Origin of the sequence: Lysobacter sp. Root604, from assembly GCF_001427505.1 — a bacterium.
GTDB lineage: Bacteria > Pseudomonadota > Gammaproteobacteria > Xanthomonadales > Xanthomonadaceae > Lysobacter.
This window is the reverse complement of record NZ_LMGS01000009.1, coordinates 1,243,892-1,267,287: the sequence shown is the minus strand read 5'-3', so window position 1 is coordinate 1,267,287 and position 23,396 is coordinate 1,243,892. Positions and strand designations below refer to the sequence as shown.

The window sequence follows — 23,396 nt, the reverse complement described above, 5'->3', positions numbered from 1 at the left end:
CCTTCTTTAATGCCTCGTTCGTAGCAGCGCCAACGCTTACCCCACCCACACCCGCGCATTGCGGAACATCCGCATCCACGGCGAGTCACCGCTCCAGTCGCGCGGCGCCCAGCTCAGATTCGCGCTGCGCAGGGTGCGCTCGGGGTGCGGCATCAGGATGGTGGCGCGGCCGTCGCGCGAGGTCAGGCCGGCGATGCCGTCGGGCGAGCCGTTCGGGTTGAGCGGGTAGCGCTCGGCGACGCGGCCTTCGCCGTCGATGTAACGCAACGAGATGTCCGCCGCGCTCTGGTCGAGGTTGTTATCGAAGCTGGCGCGGCCTTCGCCGTGCGCCACCGACACCGGGATGCGCGAGCCGGCCATGCCGCGGAAGAACAGCGACGGCGACTCGCCGACTTCCAGCAGGCCCAGGCGCGCTTCGAATTGTTCGCTGCGGTTGCGCAGGAAGCGCGGCCAATGCTCGGCGCCCGGGATGATGGGCTTGAGCTGGGCCAGCATCTGGCAACCGTTGCACACGCCCAGCGAGAAGCTGTCCTCGCGCGCGAAGAAGGCCGCGAACGCGTCGCGCAGGGCGCTGCGCTCGAGCACGCTGGTGGCCCAGCCGCGGCCCGCGCCGAGCACGTCGCCATAGCTGAAACCACCGCAGGCCGCGAAGCCCTTGTAGTCCTGCAGCGAGACGCGGCCGGCGATCAGGTCGCTCATGTGCACATCGAACGCTTCGAAGCCGGCGCGGTCGAACGCGGCCGCCATTTCGATCTGGCCGTTGACGCCCTGCTCGCGCAGGATCGCGACCTTGGGACGCGCGCCCAGGTTCACGAACGGCGCAGCGACATCGTCGGCGGGGTCGAAGGTGAGCTTGGGCTTCAGGCCCGGCGCGGCGAAGTCGCGCGCGATCGCGCGCTCCTCATCGGCGCAATCGGGGTTGTCGCGCAGCTTCTGCATGGCGTGGCTGACCGACCACCAGGCATCGAATAGCTCGTCCCAACGCCATTCGGCCAGGGTTGCGCCATCCTCGCGCACGCGCACCGCGGGTGCGGCCGCCGCGCCTTCTACGCGGCTCAGCACCGGCTTGGCGATGCGCTGGGCGCAGTCGATCAGGCCATGGCGCGCGACCAGGTCGGCGAATTCGGCGCGGTCCTCGTCGGCGATCTGCACGATCGCGCCGAGTTCCTCGTTGAACAGGGTGCGGAACGGATCCTCGCCCCAGCCGTCCAGGCTGATGTCCAGGCCCAGGCGCGAGCAGAACGCCATTTCGCACAGCGCGGTGAACGCGCCGCCGTCGCTGCGGTCGTGATAGGCCAGCAGCAGGCCGGCCTCGCGCGCGTCGCGGATGAGTTCGAAGAAATCGCGCAAGCGCTGCGGGTGATCGAGGTCGGGCACGCCCAGGTCGTCGCGGTCGCCATCGGCGGACAGCGCGGCGAACGCGGGCAGACCGCCGGCCTCGGCCGAGCCGGTCGCCTGCGGGTGGCACTGCGCGAGCACCGAACCGCCCAGGCGCTGCTTGCCGGCGCCCAGGCCGATCAGCCACAGCTCGCTGTCGGGCTCGCGCGCGAGCAGCGGGGTGAGTTGCTGGCGCACATCGACCACGGGCGCGAACGCGCTCACGATCAGCGACACCGGCGACACCGACTTGTGGGCGACGCCGTCGGCCTGCCATTGCGCCTGCATCGACAGCGAGTCCTTGCCGACCGGAATGCTCAGCTCGAGCTCCGGGCACAGCTCCAGGCCGACCGCCTTGACCGCGTCGAACAGCAGCGCGTCCTCGCCTGGGTGACCGGCCGCCGCCATCCAATTGGCCGACAGCTTGATCCGGTTCAAGGATTCCACCGGCGCGGCGCACAGGTTGGTGATCGCTTCGCCCACCGCCATGCGCGCGGCCGCGGCCGCATCCAGCAGGGCCAGCGGGGTGCGCTCGCCGATCGCCATGGCTTCGCCGACATAGCCTTCGAAGCCCGACAGCGTGATCGCGCAATCGGCCAGCGGCAGCTGCCAGGGGCCGATCATCTGATCGCGCGCGGTCAGGCCGCCGACGCTGCGGTCGCCGATGGTGACCAGGAATTGCTTGGAGGCGACGGTGGGATGCGCGAGCACGCGCAGCGCGGCCTGATGCAGGTCCAGGCCGTTCCAGTTCAGCGCCGGCCACGGCGCGGTCGGCGGACGCCGGGTGTCGCGGTGCATCTTCGGCGGCTTGCCGAACAGCAGGTCCATGGGCAGGTCGATCGGCCACTGCTGAGAGTCGCCGCCAATGCCTTGCCGCGTGCCCTCATCCGCCCTGCGGGCACCTTCTCCCGCAGGCGGGAGAAGGGAATCCGCAACGCCGTAGACGGATTCGACGGTCGCGCCATACCCCACCACCAGGCGCTCTTCCGCGGTCGCGTAACCGACCACCGCGAACGGGCAGCGTTCGCGTTCGCAGATCGCGGCGAAGTCGGCGACGCGGTCGGCCGGCAGGCCGAGCACGTAGCGCTCCTGCGATTCGTTGCACCACAGCTGCATCGGCGACAGCGAGGGATCGTCGCTGGGCACGCGCGCCAGATCGATCACGCCGCCGAGGTTGGAGTCGTGCAGCAATTCGGGGATCGCGTTGGACAAACCGCCGGCGCCGACGTCGTGGGCGCTGTCGATAGGATTGTCCGCGCCGAGCGCGACGCAGCGGTCGATCACTTCCTGGCAGCGGCGCTCCATTTCCGGGTTGTCGCGCTGGACGCTCGCGAAATCCAGGTCCTCGGCGCTGTCGCCGGATGCGACCGAACTGGCGGCGCCGCCGCCCAGGCCGATCAGCATGGCCGGACCGCCGAGCACGATCACGGCGTGACCGGGCTTGAGGCCGAGCTTGGCGACCTGGATGCGGTCCATCGCGCCGAGACCGCCGGCGAGCATGATCGGCTTGTCGTAGGCGCGCGCATGCGCGCCCTCGGCGAGTTCGAAGCTGCGGAAGTAGCCGACCAGGTTGGGGCGGCCGAACTCGTTATTGAACGCGGCTGCGCCGATCGGGCCGTCGAGCATGATCTCCAGCGCCGGCGCCATGCGCGGGTTCAAGGCGCGCTCGCCTTCCCAGGGCTGCGGCAGGGTCGGAATGCGCAGGTGCGAGACGCTGAAACCGCACAGGCCGGCCTTGGGGCGGCCGCCGCGGCCGGTCGCGCCTTCGTCGCGGATCTCGCCGCCGTTGCCGGTACTGGCGCCCGGGAACGGCGCGATCGCGGTCGGGTGATTGTGGGTTTCGACCTTGATGCAGAACGCCGATGGCGTTTCCGCTTCGGCGGCGTAGGCCTGGCTGCCCGGCTGCGGGCGGAAACGCCGGCTCGGATAGCCCTCCACCACGGCCGCATTGTCGCTGTACGCCGACAGGGTGTTTTCCGGCGTCTGCGCGTGGGTGTGCTTGATCATCTTGAACAGCGAGCTGGTCTGCTCGCGGCCGTCGATGGTCCAGGAGGCGTTGAAGATCTTGTGCCGGCAGTGCTCGGAATTGGCCTGCGCGAACATCATCAGTTCGACGTCGGACGGGGCGCGGCCGAGCGCGGCATAGCGTTCGCGCAGGTAGGCGATCTCGTCCTCGGCCAGGGCCAGGCCGAGGCGGACGTTGGCGCTCTCCAGGCCGTCCAGCGGGATGCGTTCGAGTTCGCCGCGCTCCGGCACCGCGAACAGCGCCGCGGCGTCGTCGCGCGCATCCAGCAGCGACTGCGTCATCGGATCGTGCAGGGCCTTGGCCAGCGCGCCCTGGATGGCGGCGTCGGCGGGCCAGCCGGCGAGGTCGTAGCGGGTGCCGCGCTCCACGCGCGCGACCGGCTGCCCGGCGCCGCGCAGCAGTTCGGTGGCCTTGCTGGCCCAGGGCGACAGCGTGCCCAGGCGCGGGGTCACGTAGCGCGAGACCGCGCCGGCTTCGCGCGCGGCGGCGTCCGGCTCGGCCTGCAGGATACGGCGCAGGGTGTCGCCATCCGGCTGCGCGCCCACGTCGGGCCGGACCCAATACACGGGCCAGGCGTCGATCAGGCGGACTTCGGGGTGAATGGCTTGCAGGCGGGCTTGGAGCCGTTCGCGGCGGAACGGAGACAGGGCCGAAAGGCCCTCGAGGACGATCATGTCCGGGGAACCGTGCAACGTCGGGCCCGGTATTGTATCCAAGCGCCCGCACCCGCGCCGTTTTCCGTGCACACGGCCCGCCGCGGCAAGCCCGGCGGGCCCGGGCGGGGCCCGGAAACGACGATGCCGCCTCGCGGCGGCATCGTCAGTGGCGCCCGGCCGGGTCGGCCGGGGCGACGGGACTCAGGCCCCGCCGGCCGTGGCCGCCGCCGGTACGGCGTCGACCGGGCCGGTCGCGGCCGGCTTGGCGCTGCCATCGGTGGCCAGCTTGTCCAGGGTTTCGCGCAGCGCCGCCGGCGGCACGTAGCCGCCGAGCTGGGTGCCGTCGGCTGCCAGGATCATCGGGGTGCCGGTCAGGCCCACGCGCTGGCCCACGTCGTACTGCTGGTTGATGCTGTTCTTGCAGTTCTTGTTCGGCACCGCGTGGTCGGCCTTGGCGTCGGTCAGGGCCTTGCGACGATCCGGCGCGCACCACACCGACACCATCTTGTTGTAGTCCTGGCTGCCGATGCCGGCGCGCGGGAACGCGAGGTACTCGATCGCGATGCCCTGGCGGTTGTACTCGGCGATTTCGCTGTGCAGCTTGCGGCAGTAGCCGCATTCGACGTCGGTGAACACCGACACCGTGTACTTGGGATTGGCCGGCGCGAACACGATGCGCTCGCTGGCCGGGATCGCCTTCAACGCCTCTTTGCGCATGCCGGCCAAGGCCACTTCGCTGAGGTTCTTCTTGGCGGTGGTGTCGAACAGGGCGCCGCCGGAGCCCGGCAGGAACAGGTAGCGGCCGTCGTCGCTGACGTAGACCACCTGGCCGGCGACGATCGCCTCGCGGAAGCCCGGGATCGGCGCGGCGCCGACGCGCTCGACGGTGACGCGCGAGTTGAGCACGCGGATGGCTTCGATCGCGCGCGCGTCCGGCGTGCCGGCGGCGGCCTTGGCCTCGGCAGGCTTGGCGCTGGCGGCGGCCGGGGTTTTAGCGGCATCGGCGGCGGGCTTGGGGGCCTCGGCGCAGGCCGACAGGCTGAGCGCTCCGAGCACGGCGAATAGGGCGTACTTCATCGATCGGGTCCTTGGCTGGTTCACCGAGCGTTTGGACCGCGCGGGGAAGGTGTGGTTCAACGATTGTCGCACGGGGCGCGGGACGGGGTCGGCCGGGGGGGCCGGACCGGTGGCGCTAGCGCGACGGGGTTGGCGTTTTCGGGAACTGGGGAGTACGGGAATCGGGGCTGGAAACGGCCGGACCAGGTTGAATGGCGGTTCACCCTCGAGGGTGATGCTTGGCGTGCAACTGCTTGAGCTGCTCGCGCGCGACCAGAGTGTAGATCTGGGTGGTCGACAGCGAGCTGTGGCCCAACAGCATCTGCAATGCGCGCAGGTCGGCGCCGTGATTGAGCAGGTGGGTGGCGAAGCTGTGGCGCAGGCCGTGCGGGCTGATCCGGGCCGGGTCGATGCCGGCGACCGCGGCGTAGCGTTTGACCAGGCCCCAGAACTGCTGGCGGGTCAGCGCCCTTTCCTCGCCGGCACCGCCGACGAACAGGGGCTTCAGCGCCTGCTTGCCGACCAGCAGCGGACGCGACTGGGCCAGATAGCGCTCCAGCCAGTGCTGGGCCTCTTCGCCCAGCGGCACCAGTCGCTCCTTGCCGCCCTTGCCGGTCACGCGCAGCACGCCCTGGCGCAGGTTGACCGCGGTCGCGGCCAGGTTGACCAGCTCGCTCACGCGCAAGCCGGCGGCGTACATCAGTTCCAGCATGGCGCGGTCGCGCAGGCCCAGCGGCGTGTCGACCTCGGGCGCGGCCAGCAGCGCCTCGATCTGGCTTTCCGCCAGCGCCTTGGGCAGCGAACGCGGCAGCCGCGGCGGCTCCAGCAGGGCGGTGGGATCGTCGGCGCGCTCGCCACGACGCAGGCGCAGCGCGTAGAAGGCCCGCAGCGCCGACAACAGGCGCGCGTTGCTGCGCGGCGAATAGCCTTCCTTGGTGCGCCAGGCCAAGTAATCGAACAAGCCCGCGCGATCGGCGCCGGCCAGGCCGCCGTCGCGGCCGCCGCGCCAGCGCGCCAGGCCTTCGAGGTCGCGCCGGTAGCTGTCCAGGGTTTGCTGAGCCAGGCCGCTCTCGGCCCAGATCGCATCCAGGAACACGCGGATCGCGGCCTCGTCGGCGTCCGGCAGCGGCGGCAGCGACATCGCCAGGCTGCGGCGTTCGGCGGGCGTGGTCTTGCGGGATTTCGGCGACGTCATCGCGGCAGCGTCCCTCAGCCGGGCGCGACGGCGCAAGCCCGGCGCGCGCCCGCAATCGCGCACGCGCGCATCGGCGGCGCTACGACCGCGCGCGCTCGGCGGCTATCCTGTTGCGATGAGCACCGAACATGCCGCCCCGGACACGCCTACCCGACCCGCCCCCCTCTTGCTGTGGCGCTGGTTCGCGCTGTTCTACGATTTCTGGCCGGCGCTGGCGCTGTGGATGCTGGCCTCGGCCCTGTTCTCGGTCGGCTACACCGTGTCCGGGCACGACGTGCACGAGAACATCGCGCCGTTCAGCGCGCTGCAGTGGCTGCTGTGGCTGGTGTGCTGGCTGCTCACCGGCGCCTACGCCACGATCAGCTGGCGCCGCGGCGGCCAGACCCTGGGCATGCGGCCGTGGCGCTTGCGCCTGATCGGCGCCGACGGCGGCCGGCCGGGCTGGAAGGCCTTGTTGATTCGCTACGGCGTCGGCAGCGTATCGCTGCTGGCCGCCGGCCTGGGCTTCTGGTGGGCCTGGCTGGATCGCGACCGCCTGACCTGGCACGACCGCGCCAGCGGGACGCGGTTGATTCGGTTGCCGAAGAAGTAGTTCGATCCGCGCGCGTCGCCGCCGCCACGCGACGATGCGGTTCGCCTGCGGCTCACCGCATCCTACGAATACCGCCTTTCACGGAGCTGCAATTGCCATCGCCGTTGCCGTTGCCGTTGCCGTTGCCGTTGCCGTTGCCGTTGCCGCGGCATTGAAATCCAAAGGCACCGCACTCACACGACCAGTCGTAGACCCGTAGGGCGGCGCGCAGGACGCTTCTCTTTGGTTACTTTCTCTTGGGCTAGCAAGAGAAAGTGACCCGCATGCGCAGCAGGCGGAAGCCTTTGACCTTCGGTCAGAAGAAGCGACAGCAAGGCAAAAGCAAATCCTCCCCAACCCTCCTTTTCCAAAGGAGGGAGCTAGAAGCAACGGCAAGTGGCGCGCATGCGCAGCAGGCGGAAGCCCGGCCTGAAGCCTAGCTTGCACAGCAACCAGAGTTCGAGATCGCGGCTTACGCCGCTCCCACAAAAAGCCGTCTCGAATCGAAATTTACGACGTAGCCGGAGCTCGAGATCGCGGCTTACGCCGCTCCCACAGAAAGCCGTCTCGAATCGAAATTTACGACGTAGCCGGAGCTCGCGGTCGCGGCTTGCGCCGCTCCTACAGAAAGGCGACTCGAATTGAAAATTACGACGTCGCCGGAGCTCGCGATCGCGGCTCACGCCGCTCCCACAGAAAGCCGCCTCGAATCGAAAATTACGATGCAGCCGGAGGTCGGGGTCGCGGCTTGCGCCGCTCCTACAGGGGCGCCGCGGCAGGCGCCCGAGCTTTAGCCCGAGCGTTTCTTGAACAGGAATGCCGACACGCCGACCATGATTACCGTGGGCATCAGATAGGCCAGGCGGAAGTCGAACTTGTACACGCTGGCCAGCTTCACGAACTGCGTTTGCAGCAACCAGAAACCCAGCGCGAACACGATGCCGATGAACAAGCGCTTGCCCATGCCACCGCTGCGCAGCGCGCCGAACGCGAACGGAATCGCGGCCAGGCACAGCGCCAGCACGTTGATCGGATAAAACCAGCGGCCCCAGTAGTGCTCCTCGAACTCGCCCGCGTCCAGACCGTTGCGCTCGCGGTAGTCGATCGCCGCGGCCAACGCCGCCGAACTCAGGTAGCGCGGCCGGTCGGAGCCGGCCATCAGCGCGGCGCCGTCCAGCTTGGACTCCCAACGCTCCTGCGCCACATGGGTCTGGGTCACCGACTTGGCGCCGAATGTGGTGCGGGTGACGTCGCGCAGCACCCAGCCGCCCGGACGGTGTTCGGCGATATGCGCGATCGCGGCCGACTTCAGGCGGCCGTCCTCGGCGAACTCGTAGAAGAACACGTCGCGCAGTTCCAGCCAGGTGTCCTTGCCGTTGCTGCGGTCCTGACCGCCGCCGGCGTTGAGGATGAAATCGCCCTCGCGCGCCCACAGGCCCGAATACTGGGCGACGATCATGTTCTTGGACTTGGCCGAGGCCTTGAGCGCCTCGGCGCTGCGCTGCGCCCACGGCGACAGGGTCTCGCCGTTGACCACCATCAGCAGGGTCAGGGTCGTCAGGGCACCGGCCACGGCCAGGCTCAGGCGCCGGCGCGACAGGCCGACCGCGCGCAGCGCGGTGAGCTCGGAGGTCGCCGCAAGCTGGCCCAGCGCCATCAGCGCGCCGATCACCGCCGAGGTCGGGAACAGCGTGTAGGCGCGGCGCGGGATCGTGTAGACCATGTAGGTCAGGGCCTGGGTCAGGCCGTAGTTGCCTTTGCCGATGTCGCTGAGCTCGCTGCTGACGAAGCCCAGCATCACATCCAGGCCCATCAAGACCGTCCAGGTCAGCAGCACCGTGCCCAGCACGACGCGGCCGACGTAGACGTCGTGGATCTTCGGGAAGGGCTTCATGCCAGCGCCCTCGCCCGGCGCAGGCGGCCGTCACCGAAGTACAGCCACAGCGCCAGCGCCAGCATCGGCAGCACCAGCCACCACAGGCCCAGGCTCAGCGAAATCTTGCCGCTCTCCAGCCAACCGGTGCCCGCGATCATCAGATTGATGCCGATCAGATAGGCCAGGAAGCCCATCAGAATGCGTCCGTAACGCGCCTGGCGCGGCATGCTGCGCGCCAGCGGGATCGCCATCAGGGCGAACGCGAAGGTCAGCAGCGGCGGCGCCAGCCGGTAATGCAGCTGCGCGCCGGCCTCGCGACGCGCATCGCCGAGCAGGGCCGGGGTCGACATCAGCTCGGGGTTCTTGGGGTCGAACTTGGTCTCGCCGGCGGGCAGCAGCAGCTCGTTGCTGGCGTAATGCATCATGCGGAAATCCAGGCCGTTATCACGCGGCCCCTCGACCTGGAAGCCCCTGTTGAGGGTCAGGTAGCGGTTGCCCTGCTCGTCGACATTGAGCACGCCGTCGTTGGAGGTGGTGATTTCGCGGCGGTCGTCGCTCTGGCGGTACACGAACACGCGCTGGAAGCGGCTGCCGTCGTTGGACATGGCGCCGACATAGATCACCCCGCCCTTGCCGCCCGGCAATTCGGTGAAGCTGCCCGGCTCCAGGCCGGCCACGATCAGGTTGCGGTTGGCCTGACTGATCATCTGCTTGGACACGCGCTCGGCCCAGGGCCCCAGCCACAGCGAGCAGGCGCCCACCACCAGCACGATCGGCACCACCAGCAGCATGACCGGCTTGAGCAGGCGGCGCGGGCCGACGCCGATCGAGGCGATCACCGGCATTTCCGAGTCGCGGTAGAGCCGCCCGGTGCCCATCATCAGGCCCAGCATCAGCGCCAGCGGCAGGATCAGCGGCAGCCACTTCAGGAGCACCAGGCCCAGCTGGGCCAGCATCATCCCGGCCGGCACCCGGCCGCGGGCGATGTCCTGCAGCACGTCGGTGAAGGCCCCGCCGACGGCGACGATCAGCAGCACCACCAGGGTGGCGAAGGTGGCCTGGGCGAATTCGCTCAGCAGGTAGCGGTCAAGCTTGGGCATCGGGCATTGGGCTTCGGCATGGGGGCGGGCTTGCGTTAAACTCGGGGGTTCGTTCGACGGCATGGGACGGCTGAAGCCGGCGCGATGCGCGCAAGTCCAGCCCACCGGAAGCCGCCCGATTGTACGGAACTCACTTCCTTTAGCTGCACTTCTACCTGGGAATCTGTTGGATGACCCTCGAATTCGACCTGAACCGCGATGCGCCCGCCGCCGTCAAGACCGATTGCATCGTGGTCGGCGCCTATGCCGACAAGACCCTGACCGCCGCCGGCCAGGCGCTGGACGCCGCCAGCGGCGGCCGCCTGACCGCCCTGCTGGAGCGCGGCGACGTCAGCGGCAAGACCGGTAAGACCACCCTGCTGCACGATCTGGCCGGCGTGACCGCGCCGCGCGTGCTGGTGGTGGGCCTGGGCGAAGCCGGCAAGTTCGGCGTGCCGCAGTACCTCAAGGCCGCCGCCGACGCCGCCCGCGCGCTCAAGGCCGGCCCGGTCGAACACGCCGTGTTCACCCTGTCCGAAGCCCCGGTGACCGGCCGCGACAACGCCTGGGCGATCCGCCAGGCCGCGATCGCCGCCGATCACGCCTGTTACCGCTACACCGCCACCCTCGGCAAGAAGAAGGACGAGGCCGGCCTGCGCAAGCTCGCGATCAACGGCGACGATGCCGCCGCGCTGGCCCAGGGCCAGGCGATCGCCGCTGGCGTCGCGTTCGCGCGCGAGCTGGGCAACCTGCCGCCGAACGTGTGCAACCCGGCCTACCTGGCCGAGCAGGCGCAGACCTTCGCCGCGCGCTTCCCGACCACCAGCTGCGAAGTGCTGGACCGCGCCCAGATGCAGGAACTGGGCATGGGCTCGCTGCTCGCGGTGGCGCGCGGCTCGGCCAATCCGCCCAAGCTGATCGTGCTCAAGTACAACAACGGCGGCGACGCCAAGCCCTATGTGCTGGTCGGCAAGGGCATCACCTTCGATACCGGCGGCATCAACCTGAAGGTTCAGGGCGGCATCGAGGAAATGAAGTTCGACATGTGCGGCGCGGCCACGGTGATGGGCAGCTTCGTGTCCGCGGTCGGCATGCAGCTGCCGATCAACCTGGTGGTGGTGGTGCCGGCGGTGGAGAACATGCCCGACGCCGACGCCTACCGCCCCTCCGACGTGCTCACCAGCATGTCCGGCAAGACCATCGAAGTCGGCAACACCGACGCCGAGGGCCGCCTGATCCTGTGCGACGCGCTGACCTACGCGCAGCGCTTCGAGCCGCAGGCCCTGCTCGACGTGGCCACCCTGACCGGCGCCTGCGTGGTCGCGCTGGGCAAGTACGCCAGCGGCCTGATGAGCAAGGACGACGACCTCGCCGCCGAGCTGCTCGGTGCCGGCGAGCAGGTGTTCGACCGCGCCTGGCGCCTGCCGCTGTGGGACGAGTACCAGACCCAGCTGGAATCGACCTTCGCCGACGTCTACAACATCGGCGGCCGCTGGGCCGGCGCGATCACCGCCGGCTGCTTCCTGGCCCGCTTCACCGAAGGCCAGCGTTGGGCGCATCTGGATATCGCCGGCGTGGCCAACGACGAGGGCAAGCGCGGCCTGGCGACCGGCCGTCCGGTCGGCCTGCTGAGCCAGTGGCTGCTCGAGCGCGCGGCCTGAGCTGAGCTGTCGACTCCATACGATGCCGACCCTGATCCTGACCCCACGCCAGACTGAAGATTCCCGCTCTCTGTGGAAAGCGGCGAATGCGCTCGGCTGGTCTACGGAAAGGCTGGGCGGATGGCGCCTTCCTGACCATGTCGTCGCGCTACCGGACCCCGTGCTGTACGCAGAGGCTCTGTTTGCCCCCGACTACGCAGAAACGCTTGGGCTGACGCTGCTGTCGCCGTCGGAGGATTGGCTCGTCCGCCTGCCAATGAAGTACAAACATCGGCATATCCGCCTGACGACCTTGCAAGAGGCGCGCAAGCTGGAAGTGCCGATGTTCGTGAAGCCGCCGAACGACAAATCGTTTCCTGCGGGCGTCTATGGCGGCGCGGACCTCCCGATCGAGTACGACGGAGACACTCCGGTCCTGGTATCGGACGTCGTGCAATGGAATATGGAGTTCCGTTGCTTCGTGCTGAATCGCGTGCTGCATACCTACTCGATCTATTCGCGTAACGGCGATCTGCAGCGGGATACAGGGTTCTCCACCAGCGACGACGAGTGTTCAGCGCTCGAAGCTTTCATGGCGGAGATACTCGCCGACCCTTCCGTCGAAATCCCCAATGCCGTGGTCATTGATGTCGGAACGCTCGACGATGGCCGTTGGGCCTGCGTAGAACAGAATGCGGCCTGGGGATCCGGCATTTACGGTTGCGATCCCGTGCGCGTACTGGAAGTCGTCCGCGCCGCGTCGTTCAAAAAAAGTGAATAGTTAGGACACCATGCCGCGCGCCGACTTCTATCTGATCACCACCGCGCGTTTCCGCGAGGAGCCGCTGCGGCTGGTGGGCGAACTGGCGCGCAAGGCGTTCGACGCCGGCCTGCCGACCCTGATCCTGGCCCGCGACGCGTCCCAGGCCGAGGCCCTGGACGATCTGCTGTGGGACATGGGCGACGACGTCTTCATCCCGCACCAGATCGCCGGCGCCGACGTCGACGAGGAGGAGGCCGACGTGCTGATCAGCGCGCCGGACGCCGACGCGGCGATGCGCCCGCTGGTCATCAACCTGCGCGACGACGCCGTACAGGGCAGCTTCGACCGCGTGCTGGAAGTGGTACCCGCCGACGCCGAAGCGCGCGGCCCGCTGCGCGAACGTTGGAAGCAGTACCAGTCCCGCGGCTTCGACCTGAAAAAGCACGACATGTGATGAAGGCCGGGATTCTGGATGGGTGATTCGAGATTCGAACAACCTAACCACTTCCCGCCCCCGCCCTTCCCAATCCCGAATCCCCAATCCCGAATCCCGGCTCCTATGTCCCTCGCCCCCAGCTACGACCCCAAACAGTTCGAAGCCCGCCTGTACGCGCAATGGGAGAGCAGCGGCGTATTCCAGCCGCACGGCGAGGGCCCGGCGTACACGATCCTGCTGCCGCCGCCCAACGTGACCGGCACCCTGCACATGGGCCACGCCTTCCAGCACACCCTGCAGGACGCGCTGATCCGCTATCACCGCATGCGCGGCTATCGCACCCTGTGGCAGATGGGCACCGACCATGCCGGCATCGCGACGGAAATGGTGGTCGGGCGCAACCTCGCCATCGAAGGCAAGGGCGAGACCCGCGATTCGCTGGGCCGCGACAAGTTCATCGAAAAGGTGTGGGCCTGGAAGCAGCAATCCGGCGGCACCATCGAGCGCCAGATGCGTCGCCTCGGCGCCAGCGGCGACTGGTCGCGCAGCGTGTTCACCATGGATCCGATGGCCTCGGACGCGATCACCGAAGCCTTCGTGCGCCTGCACGAGAAGGGACTGATCTACCGCGGCCAGCGCCTGGTCAACTGGGACCCGGTGCTGAAGACCGCGATCTCCGACCTGGAGGTGGCCAACGAGGAAGAGAACGGCCACATGTGGTCGATCCGCTACCCGTTGGCCGATGGCGCGAGCTACGAATACGTCGAGCGCGACGCCGACGGCAACGAAATCCTGCGCGAGATTCGCGATTACGTCGTGGTCGCCACCACCCGCCCGGAAACCATGCTGGGCGATACCGCGGTGATGGTGCACCCCGAGGACGAACGCTACACCGCGATCCATGGCAGGTTCGTCGATCTGCCGCTGACCGGCCGCCGCATTCCCGTCATCACCGACAGCTACGTCGACCGCGCGTTCGGCACCGGCGTGGTCAAGGTCACGCCCGCCCACGACGCCAACGACTACGCGGTGGGCCAGCGCCATTCGCTGCTGTCGATCAACATCTTCGCGCCCGATGCGTCGGTCTGGACGCTTTCCGGCCCGACCGCGCTCAAGCACGTGCTGTCGTCCGCCGATCCGAATTTCACCAAGATCGCCCCTGATAGCTGCACGCCGCAGCAGACTCAGTACATGGACGATTTCTCCTTGTTCACCGAACAAGGCATGACGGCGATCGTCGAGAAGTACATCCCGGCCGCGTATCGGGGCCTGGACCGCTTCGAAGCGCGCAAGATCATCGTCGCGGATCTGGATGTCGCGGAACTGCTGATCGAGGTCAAACCGCATCGGCTGCAGGTGCCGCGCGGCGACCGCAGCGGCCAGGTGATCGAGCCCTACCTGACCGACCAGTGGTTCGTGAAGATGGACAGCCTGGCCCAGCGCGGACTCGAACTCGTCGAGTCGGGCGAAGTGCAGTTCGTCCCGGCGAACTGGATCAACACCTACCGCCATTGGCTGGAGAACATCCAGGACTGGACGATCTCGCGCCAGCTCTGGTGGGGCCATCGCATCCCCGCCTGGACCGTGCGCTCGGAAGATTCGGATTTCACGCCGCTCGTCGGGGAGATCGTCGCCCGCACGGAAGCCGAGGCCGAAGTTGCCGCTCACGCCAAGCTGCTTGGCGCGCTCGGTCGGGACAACTACGAGAAGGTCAAGGACCGGATTGAGCTGATTCAAGACCCGGACGTGCTGGAAACCTGGTTCTCCTCGGCCATGTTCCCGTTCAGCACGCAAGGCTGGCCGAACGAAGACAAGATGGGCGAACTCGGCTTCGACGTGGCGCTGCCGACCAGCGTGCTGGTGACCGGCTTCGACATCATCTTCTTCTGGGTCGCGCGCATGATCATGATGACCGACGAGTTGGTCGGCCGCGTGCCGTTCCGCGACGTCTACATCACCGGCCTGGTGCGCGACAGTGACGGCCAGAAGATGTCCAAGGCGAAGGGCAACATCCTCGACCCGCTGGACATCATCGACGGCATCACCGCCGATGCCCTGGTCGCCAAGCGCACCACCGGCCTGATGAGGCCGCAGGACGCGCCCAAGATCGAAAAAGCCACGCGCAAGGAATTCCCCGACGGCATCGCGGCCTTCGGCGCCGACGCGCTGCGCTTCACCATGACCGCGCTGGCCGGCCCCGGCCGCGACATCAAGTTCGACCTGGGCCGCGCCGAGGGCTACAAGAACTTCTGCAACAAGCTGTGGAACGCGACCCGTTTCGTGCTGATGAACACCGAGGACGCCAGCTTCAGCGGCGCCCCGGAGCCCAAGACCGACGCCGAGCGCTGGATCCTGTCGCGCCTGGCGCGGGTCGCGGCCGAAGCCGAAACCCACTTCGCCGCCTACCGCTTCGACCTGCTGGCGCAGGCGTTGTACGAATTCGCCTGGAACGAGTTCTGCGACTGGTTCGTGGAGCTGGCCAAGCCGGCCCTGCTGGGCGAGGACCAGGCCGCCGCGCAGAGCACTCGCCACACCCTGCTGTACGTGCTCGAACGCCTGCTGTCGCTGCTGCACCCGCTGACGCCGTTCGTGACCGAGGAACTGTGGCAGCAGGTCGCGCCCAAGCTGGGCATCGCCGAGACCACGATCATGCTGCGGCCGTATCCGCGGGCCGCGGACCTGGACACCGATTACGCAGGCGCGGAAGCCGACGTGGAGTGGTTGAAGGCGATGGTCACCGCGCTGCGCAGGATCCGTAGCGAGCTCAACGTGGCCCCGTCCAAGACCGTCGTGCTGCTGCTGTCGGGCGGCAATGACGCCGATCGTGCGCGCGCCGCGCGCTTCGATTCGCAGCTGCGCTTCCTCAATCGCCTGGAGCGGGTCGAAGCGCTTGCCGTCGGCGCCGCATCGCCGGCCGCCGCGACCGGCGTGGTCGGCGACCTGACCCTGCTGGTGCCGCTGGAAGGCCTGGTCGATCTGGATGCCGAGCGCACCCGCCTGGACAAGGAGATCAAGCGCGTCGGCGGCGAGATCGGCAAGTGCGAGAACAAGCTGTCCAGCGAGACCTTCGTCCAGAACGCGCCGCCGGCCGTGGTCGAGCAGGAGCGCAAGCGCCTGGCCGACTGGCGCGCGCAGCGCGAAGCCTTGCAGGCGCAGCGCGCGAAGCTGGGCTGAGTCCGTGCTGCGGCGCTTGCTAGGTTGGTTCGATCGCGAGGGCGCCGATGCGGCGTTCCGCGCCGCGCTGCCGCCGCTGGAGGTGTCGCCCGAACTCGTCGCCCAAGCCATAGAAGCTTTCGGGCACGGCGACCGCGCGGAAGCGCAGATCGAAGCCGAAGTGTTGCGGCTGGCTGGACATCCGCTGACCGCACGACGCTTGGTGGATGTGACCGCGGAGGCCTTCGGCCTGACCTTGATCGCGCACATCCCCGAATGCGCGGGCGTCGTACTGCCGGCCACCTTTTCGGCACGCGGCCGCAACGGCCGCTGGCATACGATCGAATGCGCGCGCGAACCGATCTTCGCCTTGGCGGCGGCAACGGCGATGCGCATGCTCCACGACGAGGGCCCCAGCGAGGCTTTCAATACCATCGCGCTGCGCAGCGCATCGCTGACCACGGTCAATCGCGCCTTGCACAAGGGCGATTCGCTCGACGGTGGCGAACTGTCGGGCCCGGCCTTCATCGGCCTTCCGGCCGAGCTCTATGTCGCCCCGTAACTCGTAGGGTGCGGTAAGCCGTAGGCGCACCGCACCGGCGTGGGTAGGCCGGGATCACGAGGATACGTTTGTCATCGCACCCTACGGCCGCAGCGGGCGCGGGGAAAGCATCGCGGCTTRCGCCGCTCCYACAGKAAGCGYGCGGCTGCGTCGCGGATSSGCTYTGCTYYGGGGTAGGAGCGCGCGGTACACACCGCACGGGGGCCACCTGCACCGATGGGGCGATAGCGCCGCCTAGAACGCGGTACCGGTTTCCTTGACCACGTCCTCCGCTTCGCGCGCCAACACCTCGCGCGCGAACGTCTGCGGATCGAGCAGAACCAGCTCGCAGGCGGCGCCGGGGTTCGCGAACGCGATCACCGCGCCTTGCAGGGACACGTAGCTGGGCCGGCGCGAGGGACGCGCGCCCTTGGTGACATAGGCCGCTTCGTGGCCGCGCAACACCACCGCGTCGCCGCCCTTGGCCTGCGCGGCCCGCGCCAGCTTGGCGAAGGCCAAGCGATAGTCGACCGAGGACGCAGGCATGCCCGTGCGCAGGTTGGGCGCCTTCTCGCCCAGCGTCACCGACACCTGGCCCAGGCGCTTGTGCGCGCAGGTCGGCGCTGAGGTCAACAGGCGCACGCTCGGCGCCGGCTCGGACGCCAACGCGGGCGCCAGCGCCAAACCGGCCAGCAGCCACGCAAGGGGCCATCGTGCCGGTCGCATTCGCTCAGCCTTCGTCCGCGAACAATTCCATCGCCATCACCAGCGCGTCCTCGCGGCCGTCGCGGGCCGGGTAATAGCGCGGGCGACGGCCGATCTCGTTGAAGCCTTCGGCGTGGTAGAGCGCGATCGCGCCCGGATTGGACGGGCGCACCTCCAGGAACACGCGCTGCGCCCCGCGCCCGCGCGCGACCTGCAGCAGCGCGTGCAGCAGGCGGCGGCCGTAGCCGTGGCCCTGCTGCTCGGGGGCGACGCAGACGTTGAGGATGTGCGCCTCGCCGGCGGCCAGACTCATCAGGAAATAGCCCAGGATGCGGTCCTTGCGGTACAGCACCCAGGACGGGTAATCGGCGCGCAGGCAGTCGCGGAAGATGCCCAGCGTCCAAGGGAATTCGTAGGCGCGGATCTCGATCGCGTGCACCGCGTCCAGGTCCTCCTCGCGCATCGGCCGGAGCGCGGCGGCCGGAGAATCGCGGTCGACGTCGGCGGCCAATGCGCTCATGGGCGGGAGCCCCGCCGCAGGCTGCGCAACAGCGGCCACAGGGCGCGCTTGGCGGCCGGATAGCCGCGCAGGGTCGCGGCGTCGTACAGGCTCAGCACCGCCTCGTCGGGCGCCGCATCGGCGCGGCGGCCGGCCGCGCGCAGCACCGCGCGCAGCAGGGCGTCGTCGCCGCCGCGTGCGGGTGTCGCGGGCCTGGCGCGCTCGATGGGACGCTCCGGCGCGCGTTCGGCGGCGGGTGCGCGCAGTTCGGCGCGTGCGCGCTCGTGCGCGGCCGGCGTGTCCGGGCGCGACGGCGGCGCCGCTTCCGGCGCGGCCGACGCCAGCGCGAGCGCGGGATGGCCCAGCGCCTGCAGCCATTCGCGTTGCTGCGCGCTCCACAAACTCACGTGGCGGCCCCCGTGTCGGCCGGCGGCAGCCGGCGCGCGCGCCGGTACAGCGCGTAGACCGGGCCGGACAAGGCGTAGGGCGCGAAGATCAGCAGCAGCACGCTGGGCGGATCGATCGCGATCGCGATCACCACCACCACCACCACCAGGATCGCCAGGAACGGCACCCGGTCGTGCTTGGGGCCGCCGCCCTTGAAACTGAAATAGCGCAGCCGGCTGACCATCAGCAGGCCGGCGATCACGGTCACCGTCAGGGCGACGTAGCGCAGCTCGTCGCCGGTCCAGCCCAGTTCGTCGCAGGTCCATACGAAACTGGCGACCAGCCCGGCCGCGGCCGGGCTGGCCAGGCCGATGAACCAGCGCTTGTCGACCTGGCCGACCTGGGAATTGAAGCGCGCCAGCCGCAGCGCGGCGCAGGCGGCGTACAGGAAGGCGGCGATCCAGCCGATCTTGCCCGGCATCGGACCGTCGTGCTTCATCGCCTCCAGCGCCCAGTGGTACATCACCAGCGAGGGCGCCAGGCCGAAGCTGATCAGGTCGGCCAGCGAGTCGTACTGGACCCCGAATTCGCTCTGGGTATTGGTCAGGCGCGCGACCCGGCCGTCGACGCCGTCCAGGATCGCGGCGATGAAGATCGCGACGCAGGCGTCGCCGTAGCGGCCCTGGGTGGCCGAGATGATGGCGTAGAAGCCGGCGAACAGGCCGCCGGTGGTGAACAGATTGGGCAGCAAATAAATGCCGCGTCCGCGCGGTCGAGGCGTAGGTGTAGGTTCCATAACGGAAGTGTAGCGCTTGCCTGCGCGCCGGCACGGTGCTGCAATCGACGTTCCCCCCGTAGTCCCCCTACCCGCCACCGTCCAGCACCGTCCTGCCCGGAGCCGACCATGCCCTGCCCGACCCGCATTCCCCCCCCCCGTCCGTCGCGCCACGCGTGGCTGGCCGCCGCCCTGCTGGCGCTGGCCCTGCCAGCCGCCGCGGGCGAGGTCTACCAGTGGAAGGACGCCAACGGCGTCACCCACTACTCCGATTCGCCGCCGCCCAACCAGAGCAACGTCAAGGGCCGCCAGATCCAGCACAAGACCGGCGCGCCCTCGGTGACCCAGGCCAAGCCCAGCGAAAGCGCGGAATGCACCACCGCGCGCAGCAATCTCAAGCAGCTGCAGAGCAACGCCCCGATCGGTCTGGACACCGACAAGGACGGCAAGGCCGATTCCGCCTTCACCCCGGAGCAGCGCGCCGCCCAGGTCAAGCTGGCCGAGGCCTCGATCGCCGCCTACTGCAAGCCGGCCGTCGCGGCCGCCGCCCCGCAGCTGTAACCCGGGATGAAACTGGGCTGGGCCATCGTCGCGGGCATCGCGCTCGGCGCTGGCTTGGCCTGGTGGGCCGCTCAGGACGAGCCGGCCCCGGGCCGCCGGGCCCAGGCCGATGCGCGGGCCCGCGCCGAATCCGCCGACCCGCCGCTGTACCGCTGGCGCGACGCCTCCGGCCAGCTCCACGTCGGCGAACGGCCGCCCAAGGGGCGCCCGTACGAGCGCGTGGCGCGCCAGCCGCAGGCCGGCATCGAAGTCCACGGCGACCGCGACTGAGGCCCGCCATTCGCGCGACGCCCGCGCGCACGGCAGAATGGGGGTTCCCCTCCGGTTTCGAATTCCCGCCGATGCGTCTGTCGCAGTTCCATCTTCATACCAGCAAGGAAACCCCCGCCGAGGCCGAAATCGTCAGCCATAAGCTGATGCTCAAGGCCGGCATGATCCGCAAGCTCGCCGCCGGCCTGTACACCTGGTCGCCGCTGGGCTTGCGCGTACTGCGCAAGGTCGAGCGCGCGGTGCGCGAGGAAATGGACGCCGCCGGCGCGATCGAGGTGCTGATGCCGACCGTGCAGCCGCGCGAGCTGTGGGAGGAAACCGGGCGCTGGGAGAAGTTCGGCGGCCAGCTGCTCAAGCTCAAGGACCGCAAGGAGGCCGAGTACTGCTACGCGCCCACCGCCGAGGAGGTCATCACCGACTTCGCGCGCAACGAGCTGTCCAGCTACAAGCAGCTGCCGGTCAACTTCTATCAGGTCCAGACCAAGTTCCGCGACGAGATCCGCCCGCGTTTCGGCGTGATGCGCGCGCGCGAGTTCCTGATGAAGGACGCCTACTCCTTCCATCTCAGCGATGAGGACCTGGGCCGCGAGTACCGCAACATGTACGACGCCTACGGCCGCGTCTTCACCCGCCTGGGCCTGCAGTTCCGCGCGGTGTTCGCCGATACCGGCGCGATCGGCGGCAGCGCCTCGCACGAGTTCCATGTGGTCGCCGATTCGGGCGAGGACGCGATCGCGTTCTCGGACGGCTCCGACTACGCCGCCAACGTCGAGCTGGCCGAGGCGCTGGCGCCCGGCGCGCGCGCCGCGGCGACCGAGACGCTGCGCAAGGTCGATACGCCGACCCAGAAGACCTGCGAGGACGTGGCCGCGCTGATGGGTATCGGGCTGGAGCGCACGGTCAAGTCGGTTGCGATCATCGGCGCGGATGCCGACGGCCAGGCCCAGTTCGCGCTGGTGCTGGTGCGCGGCGACCACGTGGTCAACGAAATCAAACTGCGCAAGCTCGCCGGCCTGGGCGAATACCGCCTGGCCAGCGAGGCCGAGATACTCGAGCACCTGGGCGCGAATCCCGGCTTCCTCGGCCCGGTCGCGCCGCCGAAGAAAATCCGCGTGGTCGCCGACCGCAGCGTCGCCGCCATGGCCGACTTCGTGGTCGGCGCCAACGAAAACGGCTACCACCTGGCCGGCGTCAACTGGGGCCGCGATCTGGCCGAGCCCGACGAAGTCGCCGACGTGCGCAACGCGGTCGAAGGCGACCCTTCGCCCGACGGCAAGGGCACGCTGCGGATCGGCCGCGGCATCGAGGTCGGGCACGTGTTCCAGCTCGGCCGCAAGTACGCCGAGGCGATGAAGCTCAGCGTGCTCGACGAGACCGGCAAGGCCGCGATCCCGGCGATGGGTTGCTACGGCATCGGCGTGTCGCGCATCGTCGCCGCCGCGATCGAGCAGAACCACGACGCGGCCGGCATCTGCTGGCCCGAGGCGATGGCGCCGTGGGCGGCGGTGGTGTGCGTGATCAATCCCAAGAACGATGCCGGCGTGACCGAGGCGGCGACGGCGCTGTACCGCGACCTCAACGCGGCCGGCATCGAAACCGCGCTGGACGACCGCGGCCTGCGCCCGGGCGCGATGTTCGCGGACATGGAGCTGATCGGCATTCCGCACCGCATCGTGGTGTCCGAGCGCGGCCTGGCCGCCGGCACCTACGAGTATCGCCAGCGCCGCGCCGCCGAGGCCGAAAACCTCGACCGCGAGCGCCTGTTCGCGCGTCTGCTTGCCGGCCCGACCGCGGCCGTCTGAGCCCGCCGACCGCGCGGGATTATCCGACCTAGAATCTCCCGGAAAACCCCGGGAGATTTACTTCCGTCGCGCCGGACCATTAATATGGGCCGGCACGCCATGGACCGGCCGATAATCCCCACCGATATTCCCACCGGAGTCCCCCATGTCGATCGATCTGAACTCGTTGTCCGCGAAAGAACTCGAATCGCTGATCTCGCAGGCCAAGAAGCGCAAGACCACGCTGAGCAAGCGCAAGCCGATCGCGGCCGTGCGCAAGAAGCTGAGCCAGCTCGCCAAGGCCGAGGGCTACGATATCGCCGAGCTGTTCGGCAACGGCGCCAGCGCCCCCAGCGCGCGCGCCAAGGCCGCCAAGCCGGCGGCCGCGGCCGCGCGCAAGACCCGCAAGCCGCTGGGCAAGGTCGCGCCGAAGTACCGCAACCCGGCCAACACCGGCGAAACCTGGACCGGTCGCGGCAAGCAGCCGCGCTGGCTGGCCGCCTACACCGGCAACGGCCGCAAGCTCGACGAGTTCCTGATCAAGTAACTCATTAAAAAGCCGGCTTAACGCCGGCTTTTTTGCTGCGGGATTCGGGATTGGTTATTCGGGATTAGTAGCCGCTTCAGGCTCTTTCGAATCTCGAATCTCGAATCCCCACTCCCGGCTCCTCACAGATTCCGCCGCGCCGGCAACAGCAGGTTGCCGAACAGCAGGCCGGCGATCAGGGCCAGCAGGATATTGATCACCGCCAGCACCGCATCCTGGCCGACTTCCATGTCCTGCTGCTGGATCAGGGTCAGCAGGCCGCGCAGGCTCACGCTGCCCGGCACCAGCATGATGATGCCGGGCACGCGCACGATCGCGCCGGGCCGGTTGCCCCAGCGCGCGTAGGCGTTGCCGGCCGCGGTCAGCGCCAGCGCGGCCAGGAAGATACCGGCCGGGCTGCCCCAGGCTTCGCCGGCGAAACGCGAGATCAGATAACCGCAGGCGGCGGCCGCCATCACTTTCGGATAATCGGAGCGATGGGCGCGGAACAGCACAGCGAACGCGTACGAAGCCACCGCCAGGCCGCACCACTCCACCCAGGCCGGCTGCGGACGCGAAGCCTGGATCGCCGGGGTCAGGCCGACCAGGTCGCCCAGGTACAGCGCGATGATGGTGCCGACCGCCAGCTTGACCACCGTGGTCAGCGCGCCGGCGAAGCGCGCCGTGCCCGACACCAGATGCTGGCTGGTGAGTTCGTTGACCGCATTGGTCAGCGCCATGCCGGGCAGCAGCACGATCAGCGAAGCGATGATGACCGTGTTCTGATTCAAGGGCACCAGGAAACTGGCCACCAGCACCGCGACCATGGCCGCGACCATGCCGGCGACCGCCTCCACCGCCTCCTTGAAGCGCGGCCGCGCGCTCGACCAGTCGATCAGCACGCCGATCAGCAGGCCGTTCACGCCGGCCACGGCGATGTCCGGCCAGGGCAGCCGCAGCAGGCCGCCGACCGCCGCCGCGGCCAGGCCGAAGGCCAGCACCTGCATCGCGCGCCAGCGCGCGGTGCGCGGACGGTCCAGGGCCTGCAGCGCGGCATGGCCGGCGGCCAGGTCCAGGCGCCCCGCCATCACGTCCTCGGCGATGCGGTCGGTCTCGCTGAGCTTGTAGAGGTCGTTTTCGCCCGGCGGCATCCGGATCACGCGGGTGGTGTCGCTTTCGCCGGGCGGGCGGTGGGGGTCGCTGAAGGTCAGGATCAGGCCGGTCGGATTCGACCAGGGCTCGCACTCCAGGCGCAGCCGCTGGGCCACCGCCGACACCGCGCCTTCCAGGCGCTGCGCGGTGGTGCCATAGGCGTGCAGGCGCTCGGCCAGTTCGACCACGAAGCCGATACGCGCGGCATAGCTGGTCGCGCTCAGCGGGGCGGGCGGCGCGCTCGAGGAATCGGGTGTCGACATGCGCGAAAGCATCGCATGCGGACGTGCCGCATGGGCAGCGCGACCGCACGTCGAGTCAGCCCGCGGACGGTCCGCGCATGCGCACGCCGCCCTCACCTCGTCGTTCCT

At 69.1% G+C, this 23,396-nt stretch carries 19 protein-coding genes and 1 pseudogene; 10 read left to right on the top strand and 10 right to left on the bottom strand.

Translation table 11 applies throughout. The features are described from left to right. Positions 1-36: 36 nt before the first annotated feature. The 3 genes from purL to xerD form a co-directional block, all read right to left on the bottom strand. Positions 37-4,077, bottom strand: a complete 4,041-nt coding sequence (gene purL / locus ASD69_RS13955) for a phosphoribosylformylglycinamidine synthase (protein WP_056179046.1) — start codon at positions 4,075-4,077, stop codon at positions 37-39. 183 nt (positions 4,078-4,260) lie between these two features. Continuing rightward, on the bottom strand, positions 4,261-5,136 hold the full coding sequence (locus ASD69_RS13950; RefSeq protein ID WP_056179043.1) for a DsbC family protein: 876 nt from the start codon (positions 5,134-5,136) through the stop codon (positions 4,261-4,263). A gap of 199 nt (positions 5,137-5,335) precedes the next feature. Continuing rightward, on the bottom strand, positions 5,336-6,310 hold the full coding sequence (gene xerD / locus ASD69_RS13945) for a site-specific tyrosine recombinase XerD (protein ID WP_056179040.1): 975 nt from the start codon (positions 6,308-6,310) through the stop codon (positions 5,336-5,338). A gap of 115 nt (positions 6,311-6,425) precedes the next feature. On the opposite strand from xerD, the gene ASD69_RS13940 reads away from it, so the two are divergent. Then, a complete protein-coding gene (locus ASD69_RS13940) occupies positions 6,426-6,902 on the top strand; it encodes an RDD family protein (RefSeq protein ID WP_056179037.1) in 477 nt (158 codons plus the stop codon). Positions 6,903-7,671: 769 nt separating this feature from the next. Here ASD69_RS13940 and lptG read toward each other — a convergent pair. Beyond that, complete coding sequence (gene lptG / locus ASD69_RS13935) at positions 7,672-8,775, bottom strand: LPS export ABC transporter permease LptG (protein ID WP_056179035.1); 1,104 nt, start codon at positions 8,773-8,775, stop codon at positions 7,672-7,674. After that, the gene (gene lptF, locus ASD69_RS13930) at positions 8,772-9,857 is read right to left on the bottom strand and encodes an LPS export ABC transporter permease LptF (RefSeq protein ID WP_056179033.1); all 1,086 of its coding nucleotides are present in this window, start codon (positions 9,855-9,857) and stop codon (positions 8,772-8,774) included. The genes lptG and lptF overlap by 4 nt, the downstream gene beginning before the upstream one ends. 170 nt (positions 9,858-10,027) lie before the next feature. Here lptF and ASD69_RS13925 point away from each other — a divergent pair, with 170 nt between their 5' ends. The 5 genes from ASD69_RS13925 to ASD69_RS13905 all read left to right on the top strand — a co-directional run bounded on the left by ASD69_RS13925 (position 10,028) and on the right by ASD69_RS13905 (position 16,390). Further along, complete coding sequence (locus tag ASD69_RS13925) at positions 10,028-11,497, top strand: leucyl aminopeptidase (protein WP_056179029.1); 1,470 nt, start codon at positions 10,028-10,030, stop codon at positions 11,495-11,497. A gap of 22 nt (positions 11,498-11,519) precedes the next feature. Then, positions 11,520-12,257, top strand: coding sequence for an ATP-grasp domain-containing protein (locus tag ASD69_RS13920; protein WP_056179026.1), 738 nt, complete (start codon positions 11,520-11,522; stop codon positions 12,255-12,257). A gap of 10 nt (positions 12,258-12,267) precedes the next feature. Continuing rightward, positions 12,268-12,693 (top strand): DNA polymerase III subunit chi, encoded by a 426-nt coding sequence (locus tag ASD69_RS13915; protein ID WP_056179023.1) that lies wholly within the window; start codon positions 12,268-12,270, stop codon positions 12,691-12,693. A gap of 105 nt (positions 12,694-12,798) precedes the next feature. Then, complete coding sequence (locus ASD69_RS13910) at positions 12,799-15,849, top strand: valine--tRNA ligase (RefSeq protein WP_056179021.1); 3,051 nt, start codon at positions 12,799-12,801, stop codon at positions 15,847-15,849. 16 nt (positions 15,850-15,865) lie between these two features. Then, the gene (locus ASD69_RS13905; protein ID WP_157489403.1) at positions 15,866-16,390 is read left to right on the top strand and encodes a hypothetical protein; all 525 of its coding nucleotides are present in this window, start codon (positions 15,866-15,868) and stop codon (positions 16,388-16,390) included. 234 nt (positions 16,391-16,624) lie between these two features. On the opposite strand, the gene ASD69_RS13900 is transcribed toward ASD69_RS13905, so the two are convergent. Genes ASD69_RS13900 through pssA form a run of 4 tightly spaced genes read right to left on the bottom strand, consistent with a single transcriptional unit; the run spans position 16,625 to position 18,756 of the window. Continuing rightward, on the bottom strand, positions 16,625-17,095 hold the full coding sequence (locus ASD69_RS13900; RefSeq protein ID WP_157499200.1) for a hypothetical protein: 471 nt from the start codon (positions 17,093-17,095) through the stop codon (positions 16,625-16,627). 4 nt (positions 17,096-17,099) lie between these two features. Then, the gene (gene rimI, locus ASD69_RS13895; RefSeq protein ID WP_056179011.1) at positions 17,100-17,594 is read right to left on the bottom strand and encodes a ribosomal protein S18-alanine N-acetyltransferase; all 495 of its coding nucleotides are present in this window, start codon (positions 17,592-17,594) and stop codon (positions 17,100-17,102) included. Then, positions 17,591-17,980, bottom strand: a complete 390-nt coding sequence (locus ASD69_RS13890; protein ID WP_157499199.1) for an alanine acetyltransferase — start codon at positions 17,978-17,980, stop codon at positions 17,591-17,593. Before ASD69_RS13890 ends, rimI begins: the two co-directional genes overlap by 4 nt. Continuing rightward, a complete protein-coding gene (gene pssA / locus ASD69_RS13885) occupies positions 17,977-18,756 on the bottom strand; it encodes a CDP-diacylglycerol--serine O-phosphatidyltransferase (RefSeq protein ID WP_056179006.1) in 780 nt (259 codons plus the stop codon). The genes ASD69_RS13890 and pssA overlap by 4 nt, the downstream gene beginning before the upstream one ends. Before the next feature lie 108 nt (positions 18,757-18,864). On the opposite strand from pssA, the gene ASD69_RS13880 reads away from it, so the two are divergent. The 4 genes and pseudogenes from ASD69_RS13880 to ASD69_RS13865 all read left to right on the top strand — a co-directional run. Further along, on the top strand, positions 18,865-19,296 hold the full coding sequence (locus tag ASD69_RS13880) for a DUF4124 domain-containing protein (protein WP_056179004.1): 432 nt from the start codon (positions 18,865-18,867) through the stop codon (positions 19,294-19,296). A 6-nt stretch (positions 19,297-19,302) separates the two neighbouring features. Further along, a complete protein-coding gene (locus ASD69_RS13875; RefSeq protein ID WP_056179000.1) occupies positions 19,303-19,566 on the top strand; it encodes a DUF4124 domain-containing protein in 264 nt (87 codons plus the stop codon). A 71-nt stretch (positions 19,567-19,637) separates the two neighbouring features. Then, positions 19,638-21,368 (top strand): proline--tRNA ligase, encoded by a 1,731-nt coding sequence (locus tag ASD69_RS13870; RefSeq protein WP_056178997.1) that lies wholly within the window; start codon positions 19,638-19,640, stop codon positions 21,366-21,368. Between the two features lie 145 nt (positions 21,369-21,513). After that, positions 21,514-21,888: pseudogene (locus ASD69_RS13865) on the top strand (H-NS histone family protein); the annotation flags it as partial. A gap of 128 nt (positions 21,889-22,016) precedes the next feature. Here the strand turns inward: ASD69_RS13865 and ASD69_RS13860 are convergent. Further along, complete coding sequence (locus ASD69_RS13860; protein ID WP_056178990.1) at positions 22,017-23,288, bottom strand: threonine/serine exporter family protein; 1,272 nt, start codon at positions 23,286-23,288, stop codon at positions 22,017-22,019. Between the last annotated feature and the right edge of the window lie 108 nt (positions 23,289-23,396).